Source organism: Acidobacteriota bacterium (assembly GCA_009861545.1).
In the GTDB taxonomy this organism is placed as follows: Bacteria; Acidobacteriota; Vicinamibacteria; order Vicinamibacterales; family UBA8438; genus WTFV01.
In genome coordinates this window covers 1-19,966 of sequence record VXME01000173.1, presented here as the reverse complement: position 1 = coordinate 19,966, position 19,966 = coordinate 1, and the positions used below count along the sequence as shown (strand labels likewise).

15 protein-coding genes and 1 pseudogene are annotated in these 19,966 nt (G+C 70.0%); 8 read left to right on the top strand and 8 right to left on the bottom strand.

Features of this window, described 5'->3' with window-relative positions; translation table 11 throughout:
• Positions 1–9: 9 nt before the first annotated feature.
• From F4X11_26645 to F4X11_26635, 3 genes are read right to left on the bottom strand one after another with little or no spacing between them, the layout of a single operon-like run.
• Complete coding sequence (locus F4X11_26645) at positions 10–2,670, bottom strand: TonB-dependent receptor (protein ID MYN68552.1); 2,661 nt, start codon at positions 2,668–2,670, stop codon at positions 10–12.
• A gap of 2 nt (positions 2,671–2,672) precedes the next feature.
• Entirely contained in the window at positions 2,673–3,212 is a 540-nt protein-coding gene (locus tag F4X11_26640) for an aromatic-ring-hydroxylating dioxygenase subunit beta (GenBank protein MYN68551.1), read from the bottom strand.
• 27 nt (positions 3,213–3,239) lie between these two features.
• The gene (locus F4X11_26635; GenBank protein MYN68550.1) at positions 3,240–4,574 is read right to left on the bottom strand and encodes a Rieske 2Fe-2S domain-containing protein; all 1,335 of its coding nucleotides are present in this window, start codon (positions 4,572–4,574) and stop codon (positions 3,240–3,242) included.
• A gap of 552 nt (positions 4,575–5,126) precedes the next feature.
• Between F4X11_26635 and F4X11_26630 the strand changes: the two genes are divergently transcribed.
• Both F4X11_26630 and F4X11_26625 read left to right on the top strand, forming a co-directional pair.
• Positions 5,127–5,726: an RNA polymerase sigma factor gene (locus F4X11_26630; protein MYN68549.1), complete on the top strand. Its 600-nt coding sequence runs from the start codon at positions 5,127–5,129 to the stop codon at positions 5,724–5,726.
• Positions 5,727–5,850: 124 nt separating this feature from the next.
• On the top strand, positions 5,851–8,562 hold the full coding sequence (locus F4X11_26625) for a serine/threonine protein kinase (protein ID MYN68548.1): 2,712 nt from the start codon (positions 5,851–5,853) through the stop codon (positions 8,560–8,562).
• 125 nt (positions 8,563–8,687) lie between these two features.
• Here F4X11_26625 and F4X11_26620 read toward each other — a convergent pair whose 3' ends face one another.
• Complete coding sequence (locus F4X11_26620) at positions 8,688–9,284, bottom strand: hypothetical protein (GenBank protein ID MYN68547.1); 597 nt, start codon at positions 9,282–9,284, stop codon at positions 8,688–8,690.
• 106 nt (positions 9,285–9,390) lie between these two features.
• A pseudogene (locus F4X11_26615) lies at positions 9,391–10,054 on the bottom strand (hypothetical protein).
• Positions 10,055–10,576: 522 nt separating this feature from the next.
• On the opposite strand from F4X11_26615, the gene F4X11_26610 reads away from it, so the two are divergent.
• Positions 10,577–10,834 carry a hypothetical protein gene (locus tag F4X11_26610; GenBank protein MYN68546.1) on the top strand — a complete coding sequence of 86 codons (258 nt, stop codon included), beginning with the start codon at positions 10,577–10,579 and terminating at the stop codon, positions 10,832–10,834.
• Here F4X11_26610 and F4X11_26605 read toward each other — a convergent pair.
• Both F4X11_26605 and F4X11_26600 read right to left on the bottom strand, forming a co-directional pair.
• On the bottom strand, positions 10,797–11,582 hold the full coding sequence (locus F4X11_26605) for a TonB-dependent receptor (GenBank protein ID MYN68545.1): 786 nt from the start codon (positions 11,580–11,582) through the stop codon (positions 10,797–10,799). The genes F4X11_26610 and F4X11_26605 overlap by 38 nt on opposite strands.
• Positions 11,583–11,614: 32 nt before the next feature.
• A complete protein-coding gene (locus F4X11_26600; GenBank protein ID MYN68544.1) occupies positions 11,615–12,520 on the bottom strand; it encodes an outer membrane beta-barrel protein in 906 nt (301 codons plus the stop codon).
• 106 nt (positions 12,521–12,626) lie between these two features.
• On the opposite strand from F4X11_26600, the gene F4X11_26595 reads away from it, so the two are divergent.
• Positions 12,627–13,916 (top strand): alpha-hydroxy-acid oxidizing protein, encoded by a 1,290-nt coding sequence (locus tag F4X11_26595; GenBank protein ID MYN68543.1) that lies wholly within the window; start codon positions 12,627–12,629, stop codon positions 13,914–13,916.
• A gap of 107 nt (positions 13,917–14,023) precedes the next feature.
• Here the strand turns inward: F4X11_26595 and F4X11_26590 are convergent, their stop codons facing one another.
• On the bottom strand, positions 14,024–16,288 hold the full coding sequence (locus tag F4X11_26590) for a PQQ-binding-like beta-propeller repeat protein (protein MYN68542.1): 2,265 nt from the start codon (positions 16,286–16,288) through the stop codon (positions 14,024–14,026).
• A gap of 146 nt (positions 16,289–16,434) precedes the next feature.
• Here F4X11_26590 and F4X11_26585 point away from each other — a divergent pair, with 146 nt between their 5' ends.
• The 4 genes from F4X11_26585 to F4X11_26570 form a co-directional block, all read left to right on the top strand.
• Positions 16,435–17,583, top strand: a complete 1,149-nt coding sequence (locus tag F4X11_26585; GenBank protein MYN68541.1) for a histidinol-phosphate aminotransferase family protein — start codon at positions 16,435–16,437, stop codon at positions 17,581–17,583.
• Between the two features lie 52 nt (positions 17,584–17,635).
• The gene (locus tag F4X11_26580) at positions 17,636–19,009 is read left to right on the top strand and encodes a PQQ-binding-like beta-propeller repeat protein (protein MYN68540.1); all 1,374 of its coding nucleotides are present in this window, start codon (positions 17,636–17,638) and stop codon (positions 19,007–19,009) included.
• The gene (locus F4X11_26575; GenBank protein MYN68539.1) at positions 19,009–19,638 is read left to right on the top strand and encodes a hypothetical protein; all 630 of its coding nucleotides are present in this window, start codon (positions 19,009–19,011) and stop codon (positions 19,636–19,638) included. The genes F4X11_26580 and F4X11_26575 overlap by 1 nt, the downstream gene beginning before the upstream one ends.
• Positions 19,639–19,679: 41 nt before the next feature.
• Positions 19,680–19,966 (top strand): hypothetical protein (locus tag F4X11_26570; GenBank protein MYN68538.1); only part of this gene is annotated, 287 nt, incomplete at its 3' end.

Here is a 19,966-nt window from a genome sequence, read left to right as displayed (position 1 = left end):
TCGAGGGCTTCAGCCCGCCGTCCGCCACCGGTACCCAAGGCGCACGTAGTAGAACCCACCGTTGAAGCCGAATGGCGTGGAGGGCGGATAGCGGTTCCCGAGCCTGCCTGGGTTGGGATTGTCGTCCGGATAGGTGTTCAGGACGTTCCGACTGCCTATCGTGAGCGAGACGGCCTCGCTTATGGGCCAAGCGGCCTCGACGTCCAGGATCGGCTTGCCGCGGTAGCGTCGCACGTCCCGCCGGTCGAACCATCCGCCGTAGTAGCTCAGGCGGCCGAGCAGCGTCCCGCGACCGACGTCCTGCTCGAGCGTGGCGTTCCAGCGCGTGTTCGGCAGCGCCTCCTCCAGCAGCCGAATCCTGTCGGCGAATCGGTCGGGATTCAGCAGCGCCGGATTGAAGTCGGTGGCAGCGGTAGCGGTGTAGTTGAAGAGCACGCTGAGCGCCGTTGACCCGCCGAGGGACGGCGGCGTCCAGGCGGTGACCAGGTCGAGCCCCTGCGTCCGGGTTTCCAGGTCGTTGGTGAAGAAGCGAAAGTTCGCCAGATTGCGGGCGCTCGTGATCCCCTCCGCCAGCAGCCGGTCGACTTCGGCGGCATCGAGCGCGAACAGCCGGCTCAGCGTCAGTCGATCGGACAGATCGATGCGGAAGTAGTCGGCGGTCAGCGTGAACGGGCCGCCGCCGGCCACGGCGCCGACGCTGACGTTGACGGCTCGCTCGGGCGTCAGGGGTCGACCGCCGCGCAACCGGGCGACCGCCGAGGTCGAGGGAATCGTGCCGTTGTTGACCAGGTCGTGAAGCGCGAACACGTACTGGGTGGACACGTTGAACGCGTTCTGCTGGCCCGGGGTCGGCGCCCGGAATCCCGTGCTCAGGCTGCCACGCAACGCGACGCGCCCGGAGAGCGGGACACGGCCCGAGAGCTTGCCGTTCAGGGTCGCGCCGAAGTCGGCGAAATGCTCGAACCGGGCCGCCGCCCCGACGACCCAGTTGCGCTCGCCACGAAGCTCGACATCGCCGTACACGGCGGCGTTGGCGCGGTCCCAACGGCCGGCGGCGATCGGGCTGAATCCCGGCCACCCGTTGGAACCGACGCTGAAGCCCTGGGCGGCGTATGGACCCTGGCGCCAGGACTCCGGCTGGCCGAGGCCGATCCGGAACTGCTCGTTGCGCCATTCGCCACCGCCGGCGAGATGAACCCGGTCGGTCAAGGCACGGCTCAGGTCGAGATTGACACCGACTTCCCGTTGCCCGTAGAGACCGACATCGAACGTCGTGGGCGACGCGGGACCGAGCGAGGCATTGACCGTGTTGCGGATGGAAAAGTCCGCGGTGTTCGCGCCCGCCGTGACGCTCGCATCCCAGAGCACGCCGCCGGCGAGCTGTCCGCGTACGCCGCCGACCACCGAGGCGTCGCGGGCAACACCGCCGAATCGCGGCGCGAACCCGCCCGGGAACAGCTCCTGGAAAGAAAAGCAGTGCGGGTCGTCGAAGACCTGCGCGAGCGCAGCCGGCTCGGGCGCGTTGTTCGTGATCGCCACCGGGGGGCAGTGCGCCGAGCCGTCGCCGCGCGCGGCCAGCACATCGCCGACGAGCAGCGTCCGGCCGCCGTCGTTGCTGAACACGCCACTCCGCGTGTTGGGATTCCGGTAGTAGAAGAACGTGAGCACATCCCGGCGCGCGTAGTTCGCGTGGCCGTACGCCTGCGCGCCGTTGGCGAACAGGTGGCCGAGGTTGGCGAGGAGCTTGAGATCGTCGTCGACTTGCGTGGCTCCCCATTGCTGGGCTGGGTCGCCGACGTGACGATTTCCGGCCGCGATGAGGCCCGCCGCGTCCGTCCGCTGCACGCTCCGGTCCGTGGAGGCCGTGTTGCCGTACTCGAGGCTGAGGTTGGCGAAGCCGGTCCGGCCGAGCGGCAGGCCCGTGTTGGCGGCGACGCCGTATCCCCGGCCGTCCCCCGCGGCATGCGTCCCGCTGCTCAATTCGACGCTGCCGCCGTCGCGGTCGTCCTTCAGCAGGAAATTCAGCACGCCGGCGATGGCGTCCGAGCCGTACTGGGCCGCCGCGCCGTCGCGCAACACCTCGATTCCCCGCAAGGCGATCGCGGGTATGGTCGAGATGTCCGGTCCCTGCGCGCCGTCGGCCACGCCGCTGCCCTGCCAGGCGATCTCCGCCCCGCGGTGACGCCGCTTCCCGTTGACGAGCACCAGCGTATGGTCGGGCGCCAGACCCCGCAGGCTCGCAGGCCGGACGACGGCGGCGCCGTCCTCCTGCGGATTGATATGGAAGGACGGCAGGAGCACGCGCAACTGGTTGGCCAGATTGGAGTCGCCCTGGCGCACGTCGGTGGCGGGGATGACATCGATCGGCACGGTCGAGTCGGTGACCGACCGCGGCTGCGCGCGGCTGCCGACGACGACGACCTCCTCGTCGAACTGCGGCGGCGGTGCCGGCGCCGAATCGTCTTGTGCGGGATGGCCGCCAGGCGAATCCGGCTCACGCCTGTGATCCGTTTCGCCGTGCCCGGCCTGCCTGGCCGATGGCAGGGGTTCGGGTTGCCGGTCCTGCGCCAGCGTAGGAGCGTAGCACCACAGGGCCAGACCCAGCAGGAACAGCGGCTTCAGCCGAAAAAGAGCCATAGGGTCACCACGGTCACGACGACCCTCGTGCATTCTCAGAAGATGATGCTCAAGGCGCCGTGATCGGACAGGGTCTCCTGGTCCAGGACGGCGCGTTTGCGGCACAGGCGCAGGCGTCCGCCCACCCGGCGCAGGCGCACGTCGTAACGCCCGACGTAGGGAGCGGATTCGCCCGCGCGGAAGCGCCAGACGGCAACCGCGGCGGTGGCCTCGATCTCATCACCTTCCACCATCGTCACCATGACGTTGGAGACGAACCGGCGGGTGCGCGACCAGGGGTACTCGCGGTGGGCGTGGCGGCCCTGCAGCCTGACGACCCGGGCTGCCATCCGGTCGCGGTCGTCGTCGATGAACACGAGGTCGGATCCCGGGTCGCCCTTCGGCAGGTCGGTCGTGGGGACCACATAGCGCGCGTCCGGAGTGTACAGCGCCAGCCAAGCGTCCAAGCTCCAATCGTCCAGCAGCCGCGCTTCCAGATAGAGCAACTGCTCGACTTCGAGCTGCAACAGCAGCGAGGCGGCGTCGCCCGGAAGTCCGGCCGCGAACGGCTGGGCCGGAGTGGACTTGGGTTCCATGCTCCGCTCCTTGCTCTCGCCAGCGGACTATTCCGCGCCCCTGGTCGACTCGGGGGACGGGGCGGTTTCCGGGATCGCGCCGGGCGGTAGTCCCTGCTCGTACTGCTCGACGTGCGGTGTTCCGGCAACGAGCGACTGCCAGCGCCGCCAGAAGCAGCGCATCTGCAACTCGTCGTTCGCGTGCGGCTCGCGGTGCAACCCGCGGGAAAGATCCGACCACTCGACGCCGCCCGAACGGAATCCCTGCTGGCACGACTCCAGGGCTTCGATGTCGTCCGGCGTGGCGAATCCGCCCGGTCCCAGGAAGGTCAGGAACGAATCGAGGCGGCGGCGCAGCCTGGCGCCGGCTTCCCCGGTGGGGGCCATCTCCCACGCCGTGACGTCCATGCCGGCGGGGCCGGTAGGCTGGAACACACGAATGGTGACGGCCATGATGTCGTTGATGATCAGATTGGGGAATATCAGCAGGTTGCGGGACTTCTCGCACATCCGAAGCGCCTTGTTGAGCCCGTGGCGGGCGATGAGTTCGTCCTTGATGCTCTCGATCTCGGCGCGGGCATCCTCGCCGTAACACGGATGCCACATGGCGACCGGCCGCCCGAAGGCAGCGTCGACCTCCATCACGCCGTGTCCGTTGCCGAGGGAACGACCGAACCCCCGGCGGTCGCCGACGGCTGTCGGGTTTCCCCCGCCGGCGCCGGCCAGGTAGTCGAAGAAGCTCCGGTGGGCGAAAGGCGTATGGTAGCCGTCGACGCTGTTCTCGGCGAGCAGCTTCCAGTTGGCCTTGATGCTGTAGCGGTTCGAGCCGGCGACGACCCGCATCCCGACGGCGTCCTGGTCGGCCACCAGGTCGAGGTATTCGGCGGCCCCGGCCAGGTACTCGCGCAGGGGCTCGGTCTCGCGGTCGAAGCAGACGAAGACGAAGCCCCGGTAGCTGTCGAAGCGCGGCGACCGCAGCCCCATTTCGCCGCGGTCGAAATCCGGGCCGTACCCGTCGCCACCCGGCAGTCCGGTCAGAGCGCCGGACGTGTCGAAGGTCCAGGCGTGGTAGAAGCACTGGAACGCCTCGGCGTTGCCGCGGTCGGTCCGGCACACGAGGGCGCCCCGATGGGGGCACGTGTTGTGGAACGCCGCCACCTCGCCGTCGCGGGTGCGGACGAAAAACAGCGGCCTTTCGGCGACCACTCGCCGCGCGTAATCGCCGGGAGTAGGCACCTCCGACTCGTGTCCCAGGTAGAGCCAGCAGCGGTCGAAGATCCGCTGACGCTCGAGTTCGTGGATGGGCCGCGACACCATGGTGGAACGGTGCACCTTGAATCGGCCCAGGTCGGGGCGGTCGTAGACCAGACTGCCGATGTCCATGCTGCGCACCCTCACAGCCTCAAGCCAGCGCGGCCTTCAGATCGTTCGGTCATTGCGAGACCTGCTGCCGCAGCGTGAGCGCGGCCGCCGAGTCGACGAAGGAATCGTCGCGACCCTCGCTACCCATCGGGCACACCTCCTCGTACAGTCCGGTCGACGCTCGCAGCCAGGACCGCCCTCCGCGTCCACCGGATCCAACTCTCAATAGTACAAGACGTCAGCGAGGCGATTCTGAACAGGTCGGGACTCTTCCATGGCCACCCTTCGTCGAATCGGGAGTGCCGGCGCCGGTTCGGCCTCGCGTCCATGCGCCCTGCATCTTTCGGGTCCTGTAGAATTCGCGCTACGTCCATGCGTGAAGATGCACGACTCCATCGTTGCAACCCGTTTCCCACCACCAGGCCGATTGGTGATCGGCCATCGGACCGAGGGCGGGCCTGATGCACGTGAAGGAAGAGGAAGCGGCCGACATGTCGGCGCCGCGGCTCGGGTTCGAGGCGCCGACCGAGTTCGGCAGCGCCCCGCCCGCGGTCGTGCGCCCGTGAACCCGGCCTGTCTCAGGAAGCCGTGAACGAGCCTGACCGCAGCAGTTCCAGTTCCGAGCGGCGCCTCTTCGAGCGGGTCAGAACGGGGAGCCGCTCGGCGGCCGGCGCGTTGCTCGAACGGTACACACCGTGGCTTCGGCGGTGGGCTCGCGGCCGCTTGCCGCAGCGGATGCGCGGCGCCATCGACACGAGCGACCTGGTCCAGGACACGTTGCGGCAGACGTTCGCGCGGCTCGGCGGCTTCGAGGCGAGACAGGCCAGCGCGTTGCGAACCTACCTTCGCCGCGCGGTCGAGAACCGAATCCGTGACGAGTTGCGGCGCGCGGCCCGTCGTCGGAACAGCATCGCGCCGGACGCGTCGGTCCGGTACACGGACGATGCGGCGCCGCAATACCGGCAGCTCGTCGACGAGGAGACCTGGAAGCGCTACCTGCACTGCCTGGGGCGCCTGACGGCCCGCGAGCGCCGGCTGATCGTCGGTCGCGGGGAGCTGGGATACAGCGACGAGCAACTCGCCCTCCTCGAACGCCTGCCCAGTCCCGCCGCCGCGCGGATGGCGCTGCGGCGGGCGGTGATCCGGCTGAGCAACGCCATCGCGGATTCGTAACGCGAGCCCGCGTGTTCAGAATCCGCCCGCCGACGTCCTATCTACACGAGAGCCGTCATTCGGATGGACGCGGCGCGCGGTGCTGCCGCGCGCCGGCGAGCAGACCGAACAAAGGCAACATGCGATGGGTAACAGCGGTCGCGACGATCTGGTCACCGACGTGGCCGACGCGCTCACGCTGGACCAGGAGGTCGAGTGGGAGCGGTGCGCCGGGCTCGCTACGCCCGCCAATCGTCGCGTGCTCGACAGCCTGCGCAGCCTCGGCGCCATCTTCGCGGGTCGACCTGCCGCTGACGCTGCGCTGCGGAGCGGGCCGCCGACGAGCACCGAGCCGTTCGCCGGCGCCCGGGTTCGCCGCGTCCTCCACGCATTGCTCGCCATCGCCGCTCTCGACGTGGCGGCGGCACTGCTGGTGCTCTCATCGACATGGAACGACTACCGAGGTGCACATGGCGAGCTTGCCGTCTTCCTGACGACCCTGTTCCTCGGGCATGTCGCGACCGCCTGCGTGCTGCTGCTGGCCGGCCGCGGCGACCAACGGGCATGGCTGCTCGGGGGGTTCTTCCTGCTGAAGGCCACGCTGGCGCCGCTACACATGGTGTACGCGTCTGTGTGGGAGATTCAGCCTCACCTGATCGACGGGTTTGCCCTGGAAGCGCCCGCGCCGGCCAAGCTGCTCGCTCACGTCTACGTACTGCCGTTCCTGTTCGCGCCCGCCTTCCTCTGGGCGTTCGCTCGCGAGTGTCCGCGTATCCGCCGCCGGACCCGGCTCGATGGCCTCACGCGCCGCATGGTGCCGGTCAGCCTGGGGGTCGGCTGCACGATGTGGGTCGCGCTCGCTCTATCGTTCGAGCTCGCGACGGCGGGGTACGGAACGGCGATAGTCTTCCCGGTCGGCGATGCGACCATCCCTGCTCTGCATCTGTCGGCGCTCGCGGCGTTCGCGGTCGTCGGGCTGCGCGCGCGCTCGGCGCCGGCCGACGAGGCAAGGCGCGTCCTGGTGTTCAGCGGTGGGTTTGTGCTGTACGTGGGCTCGGCGCTGACCTACGACGTGATCGCTGTGTTCTCGCCGGGGGAGAACTGGTTGTTCACCTATGAATGGACGCCATCGGTGACGGTGATCGGGCTGATGCGTTTTCCCGGGATGGTCCTGCTCTGGTATGCGATGCTCGCGGTGCGCGTGCCGCACCTGCGCGAGGTGGTCCGGGCGTTCTACCGACGGCTGCTGCTGCGCCCCCACCTGCTCGGCATGGCTGCCGTGGCGCCAATGGTGGCGCTGGGGTGGCTGATGGCGAGCCGTCCGGAGCGTACGGTGGGGGCGGTCATCGCGGATCCGCTGGCGCAGTCTCTCGCAGCCGCCCTCGCGCTCATGCTGCTGTTGGTCGTCGGCCGCGAGCAACTCCTGCTCCGTCTCGACGCCTGGATTTTTCCGGAGACCACGGACCAAAGAGCGGTGCTGGCCCACGCGGCGGCGACGTTGGCCAGGGTCGGGCGGATCACGACGGTCAACCGAACGGTGCACCGGACGGCGACGCGCGGCTGCGGTGCGCCTGCCGTCCTGCTGCTCACGACCGACACCGACACGGAAGCGGATGACTTCCGCGCGCCGGACGACAAGATGGCGCCGCTGGCGCGCGCGTCGGCCATCTTGCACATCCTGGAGACGGCGGGCGGGTCGCTGCGCGTCCATCCGGGCGACAGGACGTCGATCTTCGCCTTGCTGCCGCCTGACGATGCGGCGTGGGTGATCGAGACCGGGGCAGATGCGATCGTGCCGGTGCCCGGACCCGGCGCGGAGCTGTTCGGCGTCGTGGTGGTGGGGCGTCGCCTCGACGGCCGGATCGTGCGCTCGGTCGACGTGCCGTTCCTCGAGGCGCTGGGGGCGGCCGCGGGGCTGGCGGTCGCGCGCCTGCACGTTACACGCGGACCGGGCGCCCGGCCGCGGGAGGCGGCGGCGGCGCACGAGTGCCCCGTGTGCCGCGCCGTGACCGACACCGCCGACTCGCCGGCTTGCGACTGCGGGTCGGCGTATGTCGAGGCCGAGGTCCCCAAGCTTCTCGCCGGCAAGTATCGACTGATCCGGCGCCTGGGCCGCGGTGGAATGGGCGCAGTGTATCTGGCGCGCGACCTCCGGCTCGAGCGCGACGTCGCGGTCAAGACGCTGACGGGCATGTCGGCCTCGCGGCTGATGGGAATGAAGCCGGAAGCGTGGGCCATGGCGACGGTGACACATCCGGCGGTGGTCCAGATTTACGGCGTCGAGTCCTGGCGGGGCCGTCCGTTCCTCGTCGTCGAGTTCCTGGCCGGCGGCACGCTCAAGGACCGGTTGCGGCACGGCCCGCTGCCGGCGCCGCAGGCGGTCGCCGCGGCCGCCCTGTTGTCCGATGCCCTGGCGGCACTGCACGACGCGGGCTATCTGCACGGGGATGTCAAGCCGAGCAACGTCGGGTTCACGTCCGGCGGGTCGCCGAAGCTGCTGGACTTCGGTTTGGCTCGCGCGGCCAACGACGCCGCCACGATGGGCGGGACGTTGGCCTATCAGTCGCCCGAGGTGCTGTCCGGCCGCGCGGCCGACGAGGCCGACGACCTCTGGTCGCTGTGCGTGATGCTGCATGAAATGGTGTCGGGCGAGCATCCGTTCGCGGGGGGCGACATCGAGGAGGTGGCGGGGCGCATTCGGCGTCGGCACCTCGCTCCCGGCGCCGGCTTTGCGGCGGGCTCGGACTCATCGTCGCGCGTGCTCGCGTTCACGGCGTCGATGCTGGCGTCGCCCCGCTCGGCGCGCGCGGCCACCGCGCACGCGTTCGGGCGGGCGCTGGCCGAGATTCTCAACTGAGAGAACACGGTGCGTCGCCGAGTTCCGGCGCGCCGGACGCCTGCTTGGGCTCGTTGTCGGCCTTGCCGCCGCAACTGCAGGCGCCCGGCGACAGGCCGTTTCCCGACGGCGGCACCGTCGGCTGCCTACCGCCCCCTGCGTTTCTGTTCGAGGTAGTCGATGGCCGCTCGCAACTGCTCCCTGTCCCATTTCGTCCAGTCGTCGCCTGGCGGCAGGTTCGATATTCCGGTACTGCGCCCTGCGGCCACGATGTGGACCGCGAGCGTTTCGGAGCCGTAGTGCTGGCACAGCACCAGGAACCGGGTTGTCAGAGCGACCGAGGGCAGCTCGCCTCCGCCCGAAGTGTGCTCGGTCCCGGCCGGCATCGGCTCCGCTGTCACGTAGCGCACGACCTGCCCCGTGCGGTACGAGGTCAGCCGTACCAGAGCGCAGGCTTGGCAGACATCGGCCTCGCACTCCCTCGTCGAACGCTCGCGTGCCAGGCGCCACGCGTGCCCGCTGGTTCGGCGGGGGCACGGGGGCACCCGCAGGCGCTGGTCCGTCATCTGTTTAAGGCGAGGCTCTGCCCTGTCGCCATTCAGCCTACCGTCGCACTTCTCGGCTCGGTATGAAACAACAAGACGGTATTTGCACGGCAGGGCGTAGGCGTACTCCGCGATCCGGCGGCCGTCGAGCAGACCCTTGTCGTGGTCCGTCACCTCGGTGTCGGTGTGGTTGAACACGGCGCTGATCTCAGAAGATGATGCTCAAGGCGCCGTGATTCGCCCGCGCGAAAGCGCCAAACGGCAACCGCGGCGGTGGCCTCGATTTCGTCACCTTCCACCATCGTCACCATGACGTTGGAGACTCCGGGACCGCGCCGGGCGGTAGTCCCATTTCGTACTGCTCGACGTGCGGTGTTCCGGCAATTAGCGACTGCCAGCGCCGCCAGAAGCAGCGCATCTGCAACTCGTCGTTCGCGTGCGGCTCGCGGTGCAACCCGCGGGAAAGATCCGACCACTCGACGCCGCCCGAACGGAATCCCTGCTGGCACGACTCCAGGGCTTCGATGTCGTCCGGCGTGGCGAATCCGCCCGGTCCCAGGAAGGTCAGGAACGAATCGAGGCGGCGGCGCAGCCTGGCGCCGGCTTCCCCGGTGGGGGCCATCTCCCACGCCGTGACGTCCATGCCGGCGGGGCCGGTAGGCTGGAACACACGAATGGTGACGGCCATGTCGAGGTATTCGGCGGCCCCGGCCAGGTACTCGCGTGTTGTGGAACGCCGCCACCTCGCCGTCGCGGGTGCGGACGAAGAACAGCGGCCTTTCGGCGACCACTCGCCGCGCGTAATCGCCGGGAGTAGGCACCTCCGACTCGTGTCCCAGGTAGAGCCAGCAGCGGTCGAAGATCCGCTGACGCTCGAGTTCGTGGATGGGCCGCGACACCATGGTGGAACGGTGCACCTTGAATCGGCCCAGGTCGGGGCGGTCGTAGACCAGACTGCCGATGTCCATGCTGCGCACCCTCACAGCCTCAAGCCAGCGCGGCCTTCAGATCGTTCGGTCATTGCGAGACCTGCTGCCGCAGCGTGAGCGCGGCCGCCGAGTCGACGAAGGAATCGTCGCGACTCTCGCTACCCATCGGGCACACCTCCTCGTACAGTCCGGTTGGCGCCCGCAGCCAGAACCGCCTGCCGCGTCCACCGGATCCAACTCTCAATGTACAAGACGTCAGCGAGGCGATTCTGAACAGGTCGGGACTCTTCCATGGTCGCCCTTCGTCGCATCGGAAGTGCCGCGGCAGTTCGGCCTCGCGTCCATGCGCCTGCATCTTCCGGGTCAGGGACGTTGGTGCGCCAATCGGAGGAGCCGGCTTTCCCCATGACTACCAGGGAATAGCGACGAAATCTTGCCTGTCGGCGATGATCTCGGGGTTCTGCGCGGTCACCGCGGCTTTGAGCGTCGCCGTCGTCGTCGACTGCAAGCACTTAGACGGATTGTGCTAGCATTTTTCAAGGGAACCAGCGGAGCGAAACCATGGCGAGCTTGAGCGTACGCCGTCTGGACGGCGAGGTCTTCCGGCGGCTGAAGATGCGGGCGCAGCGCGACGGCCTGTCCGTGGAAGAGGCCGTGCGTCGCATCCTGGCCGACGCCGTCGTGGACGTGGAGCCGGCCGGCGCGATGATCCGCCGCATCGTCGGCGACGATGCCGTCGATTTCGATCTGCCGGCGCGTGAGGTCGACGCTCCGATCGACTTCACATCCAGCGACTACGGCCGGGATGCCCCCGAGTGATCCGAAGACGCAGATCGTCGACGGCAAGACCGTCTGCCGGTGAGTTGCGAGCGGAGCCCGGAGCCCGTGTCGTTGAAACCTCAGCCACCCCAGTCGTAACCGATGCGCACGTAGTATGTAGAGCGCCGCTGTAGCCCCACGGCATGTACTCGCTGTACTGCTCGCCGACCGCATTGGCAATGACGGACACCTGCGAGTAGGTATCGAAGACGTTCTGGCCCCCGACGGCCAGCGTCGTTCCCTGTCCGAGGGGAAGGCTCAGCTCCAGGTCGACGATCGGCCGGCCGTCGAAGAAGCCCTGCTCCAGGCCGCCGGACGAATCGAAGACCGTTCCGCGTCCGCTGTCGTAGTCGTACCAGCCGCTGTAGCAGCTGAGGCGGCCGAGCAGGCTCGCCCGCCCGACGCGTTGCGTGACGCCGACCTTCCAGCGGGTGCGCGGCAGGGCGTAGGCGTACTCCGCAAGCCGCCGGCCGTCGAGCAGACCCCGGGCGTTGTCCGTCACCTCGGTGTCGGTGTGGTTGAACACGGCGCTTATGACCGTGTTCCCGCGCAGCGCCAGCGGCGTCCAGGTCGAGACGACGTCGATGCCCTGCGACGTCGTGGAAAAGGCGTTGGTGAAGAAGCGGTAGTTCCGCACGCTCTGCGCCGCCTCGAATCCGCCGGCCACGACCTCGGCGATCTCCGCCGGCGTCAACGTGAAGTTGCTCGTGATGCCGAGCCGGTCGGACCCACCGTCTCCTCGCGCCAAGGCGCCAGGAGATAGCCGGCGAGCGGTCCTGGTCAGAGCCCGAACCGCAGCGTCGCCAGCAGTGTGTGCATCCGGAAGTCGGCGGCCGTCTCGTTGATGGGCACGCCGATCTCCCGGCGCCCGCCGTCGCGTCCGTAGCGGACTACGAGGATGTTGCCCGGGTCGGTGCGGACAGCGCCGGCATCCGTGTAACGATAGCCGACATCGAGCCGCACGCGGCCGGTGATGGGGAGTGCCACGCCGGCCGCGAGCATCGCCGTCCGGGTCCGGCCGCGACCCGGCGGCAGACGGGTGTACGGAACCTCGGCGGCGGGCCCCCGCCGAAGGCCTCCGTCCGGATTCTCGGGCTCGGGAAACTCCTGCCGGAAGTCGTCCAGACGGTAGCCGGTGACGCCGGCGCCTCCGCCCAGATACGGCTCGACCCGCAGTGTCCCTCCCAACCGCCACGCCGGTAAATCGTAGAAGCCGATGGCCAACAACTGCCATCCGCGGAACTCCGCCGAGGACGGCTGGACGACGCCCGACCGGTCATAGTTCGCGTTGCCACGGTATTGGTGCGCCCAACCCATCGTGACCTCCAGTTGGGTGCGCAGGCGCGATGCGACGCGATAGCCGGCGGCGGCGTGCGACTGCGGCGCGCCGGCAAAGTCCCCCTGCGTGAACAGGTCCGGCCGGTCGTAGAGGTTGGCGTGGCCGGCGTCCTCGCCGTCCGAGAAGCGAGCGCTTCCGGGAAAGGCACCGGCTATTCCAACACTGACGTAGGCCCGAGGTTCCCCGGGTTCCTGGGCCAGCGCAGCCGGGCCCGAGAACGAGAACGCGAGGGCGCACAGCGCGGCACCGAAGCCGGCAACCAGTCTGGTGGGCACGTTGCGGAATCCGAAACGCGGAGTCGAGCTCCCGGCCAAGAGAGTACCGCAATTCACGACCTTGCGACCGATACGGCCGAGTGGAGCCCGGACGGCCTGCTACGGGTTGGCCACCGGCACCGCGTCCTGTTCGATCCGGCGTGATACTGTGAAGGCTCGATGTCCAAAGGAGCGTGACATGCCCAACCCGAGCGCCCCGCACACCGACCGGCGTCAGTTCCTGCGGATGCTGGCCGCCAGCCCCGCCCTGCCGTACGTCACGCTCTCTCCGAAGCTCCTCCACGCGCTCGGCCAGGAACCGTTCCGGGAGGGCGGCCCCGCTGGCGAGCTGATCGCGTCGCCGGAAGAGGCGCTGACGGTCTTCGACTTCGAGGCCGTCGCCAAGGAGAAGCTGCACTACGGGCACGTGGCGTTCCTCGGCGGCACCGAGGACGAGGCGACGTACCGCGCGAACCGGGAAGGGTTCACGCAGTATCAGCTCCGCGTCCGGCGCCTGGTCGACATCAGCCGCATGGACATGTCGGTGTCGCTCTTCGGGTCGAGCGCGCACTCCCCGATCCTCCTCTGCCCCTGCGGCGCGCTCAGCGCCTTCCACCGGGGCGGCGAGGTGGAGGTGGCCCGCGCGGTCAACACCCGCGGGCACATCATGACGCTCTCGAACGCGGCGAGCCAGCCGATCGAGGACGTTGCGGCGGCCCGCGGCGGGCCCGTCTGGTTCCAGCTCTACCGCGACCCCGACTGGAGCCGGACGCTGGCCATGATCAAGCGCGCCGAGGCGGCCGGCTCCCCCGTGCTGGCCTGGACCATCGACAGCCAGGGCGGCGGCAAGCGCATCGTGCACGCGCGCGCCCGGCGCCGCGACCGCGCGTTCTGCGGCACCTGCCACACGCTGAACCCCGACGACCAAGGCCTCGCGCTGCCCGGCTTCCTGGGCTCGACGATCAACCCCGACGGGAAGCCGATGACGACCACGCCGCCGCTGGGGCCGCCGCAGCTCGACGGACGCATCGCCACCTGGGACTACGTCAAGCGGCTGAAGGACGCCACCTCCATGAAGGTGGTGCTCAAGGGCATCGTCACGCGCGAGGACGCGGAGCTCGCGCTGGAGTGCGGCGCCGACGGCATCTGGGTCTCGAACCACGGCGGCCGCATGGAGAACAGCCTGCGCTCGTCGGTCGAGTGCGTGCCCGAGGTGGCGGCGGGCGTGGCCGGGCGCGCCCCGATCATCGTCGACGGGGGCTTCCGCCGCGGCACCGACATCTTCAAGGCCCTGGCCCTCGGCGCGACGGCCGTGGGCGTGGGACGCCCCTACATCTTCGGCCTCGCCGCGTTCGGGCAGCCCGGCGTCGAGACGGCGCTCGACATCCTGGACAGTGAGCTGCGGATGGTGATGCGGCAGGCCGGCACCCCCAGCCTCGGGCGCATCACGTCGTCCCACGTGCGCGATCGCCGGATGCCGGCCTGGTAGGTCCCGGACGCGAGGCTCGGCGTGCAAACCGGGCTCCCGGCGAAGCAGTCGCAACCCGAAGCGGGCAGCCGGGACGGCCACCTGCGCGGCAGCGCGTGCGGGCCGCCCTACGGCGCCGAGGCCCGGTCCGGGAGGGCGAAGACGTAGAGCCCGTTCCCCGACGGGGGCTGGTAGATGTCCGGGCTGAGCACGCCGCTCAGGCCGCGGAAGATGCCGACGCCGGTCGGGACCGCGACGTACTGCCTGCCGCCCGCGGCGTACGAGATCGGGAACCCGTGGCCGGACTGGCCGAGGCGCGTTTCCCAGAGGACCTGGCCGGTGCCCACGTCGAGCGCGCGGAAGTAGCGGTCGACGTCGCCGACGAAGGCCAGCCCGGTGGCCGTCGTCAGGACCGACGTCAGGAAGATGGCGCGCTGCTCGCGGCTCCAGACCTCCTCCATCGTTCGCACGTCGTAGGCGGCGAGGCGTCCGAGCATGCCGTTCGTGCCCGGCATCTCGTGGAGCTCGATGGCGGAGACCCCGAGACCGCCGCCCCCCTCCACCAGCTCGACGTGACGGCCGGTCAGCGTCATGCACACCTGGTGCAGCGGATAGATGATCACTTGCGCCTCGGGGCTGTAGCCCGACGCCTGCCAGTTGTGGCCGCCGTACAGGCTGGGGCAGGCATCCACCGCGTCGTCGACGCCGGCGTCGCGAATGTCCTGCCGGTAGCTCACGCGGCCGGTCTCCCTATCGATCGAATCGAAGATGTCCTGGGGCAGCATCTCGGCCAGGTCGACGAAGGCCCCCGTGCGCCGGTCGAGCTTCCAGAGGATGGCGTCCTTGCCGGCCGTGAACAGCCACTTGTGATCGTCGACGTCGACCAGCACCCGCTCGAAGACGATGTCCAGGTCGAGCGTCTCGCCCGGCACGTGCTGGAAGTACCAGGCGACCTGCCCCGTGCGGGGGTGCAGGGCGAGCGTCGAGTTGGTGTAGAGGGCGTCGTTGTAGGTCGACATCCCGCGGCTCGCCGCCACCCACGGCTTCGCCTGCGCGGTGCCGATGAAGAAGAGGTCGAGGTCCGCATCGTAGGCGCCCGGAATCCAGGTGTCGCCGCCGCCGCGCAGGTGCGGCGGGATGTCTCCCCAGGTCCCGCTGTTGACGTCGCCCGGCAGCGCGATGGTCGAGGTGCGCCAGAGCTCCTCGCCGGTGTCCGGGTCGTGGCCGGTGATGAAGCAGCCTTCGTCCTCGAAGCGCTCGCAGCCGTTGATGCCGCTGACGACGATGCCGTTCGCGATGCTCGGCCCGCCCGTCTGGGCGAAGCCCTTCCGGTAGTCGGCCCGCGTGGTCTGCCAGACCGGCTCGCCCGTCCGCGCGTCGAGGGCGACGATGGCCGCGTCGTAGGTGGCCAGGTAGACCTTGTCCCGGTAGAGGGCGATGCTGCGGGTCGCGCGCCGGCTCTCCGCGTCCTCGGGATACTGGTGCCGGTGCTCCCAGAACAGCTCGCCGGTGGCCGCGTCGAGGGCCTGCACGACGTTGCCGGGACTCGCCAGGAACATCACCCCGTCGTGGACGAGCGGCGCGGTCTGGTTGGTGCCCTCGGGCATGGCCAGCGCCCAGGCCAAGCGCAGGCCGGCCACGCTGTCGGGCCCGATCTGGTCCAGCGGCGTGTAGCCCTGGTTGTCTCGGGTGCGCCGCCAGGTAAGCCAGTCCTCCGCCGGCGGATTCCGGAGCAGCGCGTCGGTGACCGGGGTGAGGCCGGAGACCTCGCGGTTGACGAACGCGCGCCGCGCCGGCACGGCGTCCACGTCACGGGGCTCGTCCGCCGCCGCCGCGTCGGACGCATCCGCCGTGGCGGGGGCGCCCCCTGCCGGCGCGGCGCCGGGCTCGCCGACGATGGCGGCGGCGTCCGCGGTGAGCGCCCGCGGTCCCGCCGCGTGGCCGTTCACCTGCAGCAGGTAGGCGACGATGCTCAGGTAGGTTTCGCTCGGGAGCGATCCGCCGAGCCCCGGCGGCATCTCGGCCCGCACGTACTCGTACAACGCCGCCGCGGTCTGCGATCCCCAGTTGCCCAGAAAGCCCGGACCGGTCAGATCCGGCCCGTGAACCGCGCCCCGCAGCGTCGTGCCGTGGCAGGAGGCACAGGAGCGGCCGTAGGCCGTGCGTCCGCTTGCGGCCTGCGCGTCGAGGAACGCGCCGCCCGCCGCGGGCTGGGCCGCGGCCGGTGCAGCGATGCCGAGCGCCAGCCCGAAAGCGGCCAAACCCGCGGCGCCGGCGAGCGGTCGTATCCTCCGCGGCGCCCGACCGTCACTCGCTCCGCCGCCGTGTCCCGCGCGTGTCTGTCTCGGCATCGGCGCTTCTCCCTCCGAACGACCTCGCCGGGCCGCCCGCATGGCCCGCGATTATAGGCGTTATAGAATGCTGGAATCGTACGGACGGACACGACCGGGACGGGGGCGTCTTGCGCGGGTGCCGAGGCGCTCACCGCCGGCCGGCGGCGGAAGAAGCAGGCGCCATCGCTTCCCGGGGAGGAATCGAAATGAAGACGACACGCCGTGGATTCGTAGGAACCATCGCGCTGGGCGCCGCGGCCGGCGCCCTGACCGGCACGTCACCGTTCGGCAAGCGGGCCAGCGCCCAGACTCGGGAGGCCGCGAAGTCCGGCGTCTATGACGGCGGCGTCATCCAGCTCAACCAGAACGAGAGCGCGCGCGGCCCCGGCCCGAAGACGGTCCAGGCCATTCAGGCCCACACCAACAAGCGCATGGGCCGCGGCTATTCGCCCGATCACGTCAACGAGCTGAGAGAGGTCATCGCCGACTACTACAAGGTCGGTACCGGCAACGTGCAGCTCGCCACCGGCTCCACCCCCTTGCTGCAGGGGTCCGCGCGGGCATTCTCCTCGGCGACCAGGGCCTTCGTGACCCCCATGCCCACCTACTCGACCAGCCTGGCCACCGCCCGGCGGATCGGGGCCAAGACGATCGAGGTGGATCTGGACAGCTCGCTCGCCATCGATCTCGATGCGCTGGCGGAGGCGTCCCGCGGCGCCGGTCTGGTCTATCTCTGCAATCCGAACAACCCGACCGGCACGGTGCACGGACCCGGCGCCGTCGAGGGCTTCGTGCGCCGCGTGCTGCGTGAATCGCCCGACACCATGATTCACGTCGACGAGGCCTACATCAACTACGCCCGGCCCGGCGCCATCGAGACCGCGGTGCCCCTGGCCCTGGAGGACGAGCGCGTGTTCGTCACCCGTTCCTTCTCGAAGGCGCACGGCATTGCGGGCCTGCGTGTCGGATACGGCCTCGGCCAGGAGCAGACCCTGGCCAAGATCCGCAACGCCTGGGGCATGGGCGACGTCAACATGCTGGGCGCGATCGCCGCGATCACCGCGTTCGAGGACACGGAGCACATCGACAAGGAAGTCAAGGAGAACGCCGAGATTCGCGACGGCGTCATCGCCGCCTTCCGCGACATGGGCTTCGACGTGCCCGACTCGAACACCAACCACATCTTCGTCCACATCGGGCGCCCCGCGCAGGAGTTCCGCGAAGCGTGCCTGGAGCGCAAGGTGCTGGTAGGCCGGGACTTTCCGCCGTTGCACACCACGCATTGCCGAATCTCGATCGGCAGCCGGGAAGAGATGGCGGCGGCAATGGAGGTGTTCAAGGAGGTCCTGGCGTAGGGGGACCGACGATGGCCGCGGCGCTCGTCCCGGGAGAATCTGGAGTCCCTTGATGTCTGACCATCGTACGCCCTTCCGGATGACGGCGGCGCTCGCCTGCGCCGCCGTCTGCTGCTCGACCGCCGTGCTCGACGCCGAAGACTGGCCGCAGTGGCGCGGCATCGACCGGGCCGCCGTGTGGCAGGAGACCGGTATCGTCGAGCGCTTCGCCGAGGACGGGCTCATCGTCAAGTGGCGCACGCCGGTGCGCGCCGGCTTCGCCGGACCGGCCGTCGCCGGCGGACGCGTCTTCGTCCTCGACTACCAGGAGACGCCGGGCAGCCGCACGATGGACGGCCGCGAGCGGCTCGTGGCGCTCGACGAGGAAACCGGCGCGGTCCTCTGGACGCGCGAATGGCCGGCCACCTACCGCAACATCGTCCCGGTGTTCGCCACCGGCCCCCGGGCCACGCCGACCGTCGACGGCGACCGCGTCTACATCCTCGGGGCGGCCGGCATGCTGTCGTGCTTCGACACCGCCGGCGGCGATCTGATCTGGCAGATCGACACCGCGGCCGACTACGACGTCACGGTGCCGGTCTACGGCGTCGCGCACTCGCCGCTCGTGGAGGGCGAGCTCCTGATCACGCTGCTGGGCGGCGAGCCCGACGCCATGGTCGTGGCGTTCGACAAGGCGACGGGCGCCGAGGCGTGGCGCGCACTCGATACGAACGTGGAAGCGGGCTACTCCTCGCCGATCGTGACCACCGCCGGGGGCGTGCGGCAGTTGATCGTCTGGCACCCGGCCGGGGTCACCTCGCTCGACCCGGCCACCGGCCGCACCTGGTGGGAGCACGACTTTCCGATCCCCAGCGGGCTGACCATCGGCACGCCGGTCCGCAGCGGGCGCCTCCTGCTCATCACGCAGGTGGAGAACGGCGGCCTGATGCTGGCGCTCAACCCCGACCGGCCGGCGGCGCGGGTGGTCTGGACCGGCGCCAACCCCAACCGCACCGACCGGCCGGTGCAGCGATCCATGACGTCGACGCCCATCGTGGTGGGCGACGCGATCTACGGGCTCAACAGCTACGGCGAGCTGCGCGGCGTGGACGCGGCGACCGGCGAGCGGCTGTGGTCGAGCGACCGGCTCGTGCCCGAGGACCGCTGGGCGAGCTCGCACCTCGTGCGGCACCAGGACCGCTCGTTCATCTCCGTCGAGACGGGCGAGCTGGTCATCGCCCGCTTCTCGCGCGTCGGCTACCACGAGGTCGACCGCACGCACCTGCTGACGCCCACGACCCGTACCCGCGGCGGCGGCTCCGGTCGCTGGAGAGGCGTCGATCGCCCGGTCCTGTGGGCGCACCCGGCGTTCGCCAACCGGCACGTGATCGCGCGCAACGACGCCGAGGTCGTGCGCGTCTCGCTGGCGGCCGCGGACTACGAGTAGTGTCGTTCGCCGAATCCGTCATCGGCGCTTCCGACCACTACGGGCGGGCCGAGCTCGTCACCCTCGCGGCAAGGGACGCCGTCCCCGTCTTCCTCGATCGGCGGCGCGTCGAGCTGATCGACAAGGGCCTTCCGAGCGCGCCCTACCATCACGAGGCTATGGAACTCGACATCGGAGTGGCAATCGACCTCGTGAACCGGGTGAGGCGGTCGGTGGCCGAGCACGCGCGCGCCGCGCTCTCGACCCTGCTGGCGGGCTGTCGCGCCCGGGTGCTGATCCTGCCCGCGAGTCCGTACGACCGCCTGCCCGACTCGCTGGAGGAAGTACTGCGCTCGCGTCCCCTGACGTATGCCGCCGACGGCATGCTCTACCGCGAGTCGCTGGCCGAGGCCGCGGCCGGGATCGGCATGGAGGTCCGGCGGTATCCGCGCAGGACCGACCCGACGGTGCTGGCGGCCGAAGCCATGGGCGTCGGCGTGCGCGAGGTCGCGTCGATCATCGCCCGGTTCGGCCGGGAGGCGGGAACGCCGTGGCGCAAGGACCACAAGGTGGCCGCCGCGGCGGCGCTGTCCGTGCTCGGACCCCGGATTCGTCGAGCCGGTACCGGGTCGGCAGCGATGATGCGGTAAGCTACGGCTCGCGGTTCATTTCTCGAGCAAAGGAGTTGCCGGTGCGCGCTGATACTGCCCGTCACGGAGCCCGTTTCGTACTCCGGTTGTCGTCGATGTTCGCCCTCGCCTCCCTGCTCGCGGTCGCCGCGGCCGGCGCCCAGGTGCCCGCCGGGGCGCCCGAGGACGTGGGATTGTCCGCGAAGCGTCTGCAGCGCATCGGCGCGGTGATCGAGCGCGCCATCGACGCCGAACAGATCTCCGGCGCCGTCACCGTCGTCGCGCGGCGCGGCCCCGTCACCCACTTCGAGGCGCGAGGCCTCATGGACATCGAGACGAACGCCCCGAT

Coding starts and splice junctions, on each gene's coding strand:
- F4X11_26645 (MYN68552.1), bottom strand. CDS start 2,670: ATGCACGAGGGTCGTCGTGACCGTGGTGACCCTATGGCTCTTTTTCGG.
- F4X11_26640 (MYN68551.1), bottom strand. CDS start 3,212: ATGGAACCCAAGTCCACTCCGGCCCAGCCGTTCGCGGCCGGACTTCCG.
- F4X11_26635 (MYN68550.1), bottom strand. CDS start 4,574: ATGGACATCGGCAGTCTGGTCTACGACCGCCCCGACCTGGGCCGATTC.
- F4X11_26625 (MYN68548.1), top strand. CDS start 5,851: ATGGGTAACAGCGGTCGCGACGATCTGGTCACCGACGTGGCCGACGCG.
- F4X11_26610 (MYN68546.1), top strand. CDS start 10,577: ATGGCGAGCTTGAGCGTACGCCGTCTGGACGGCGAGGTCTTCCGGCGG.
- F4X11_26595 (MYN68543.1), top strand. CDS start 12,627: ATGCCCAACCCGAGCGCCCCGCACACCGACCGGCGTCAGTTCCTGCGG.
- F4X11_26590 (MYN68542.1), bottom strand. CDS start 16,288: ATGCGGGCGGCCCGGCGAGGTCGTTCGGAGGGAGAAGCGCCGATGCCG.
- F4X11_26585 (MYN68541.1), top strand. CDS start 16,435: ATGAAGACGACACGCCGTGGATTCGTAGGAACCATCGCGCTGGGCGCC.
- F4X11_26580 (MYN68540.1), top strand. CDS start 17,636: ATGTCTGACCATCGTACGCCCTTCCGGATGACGGCGGCGCTCGCCTGC.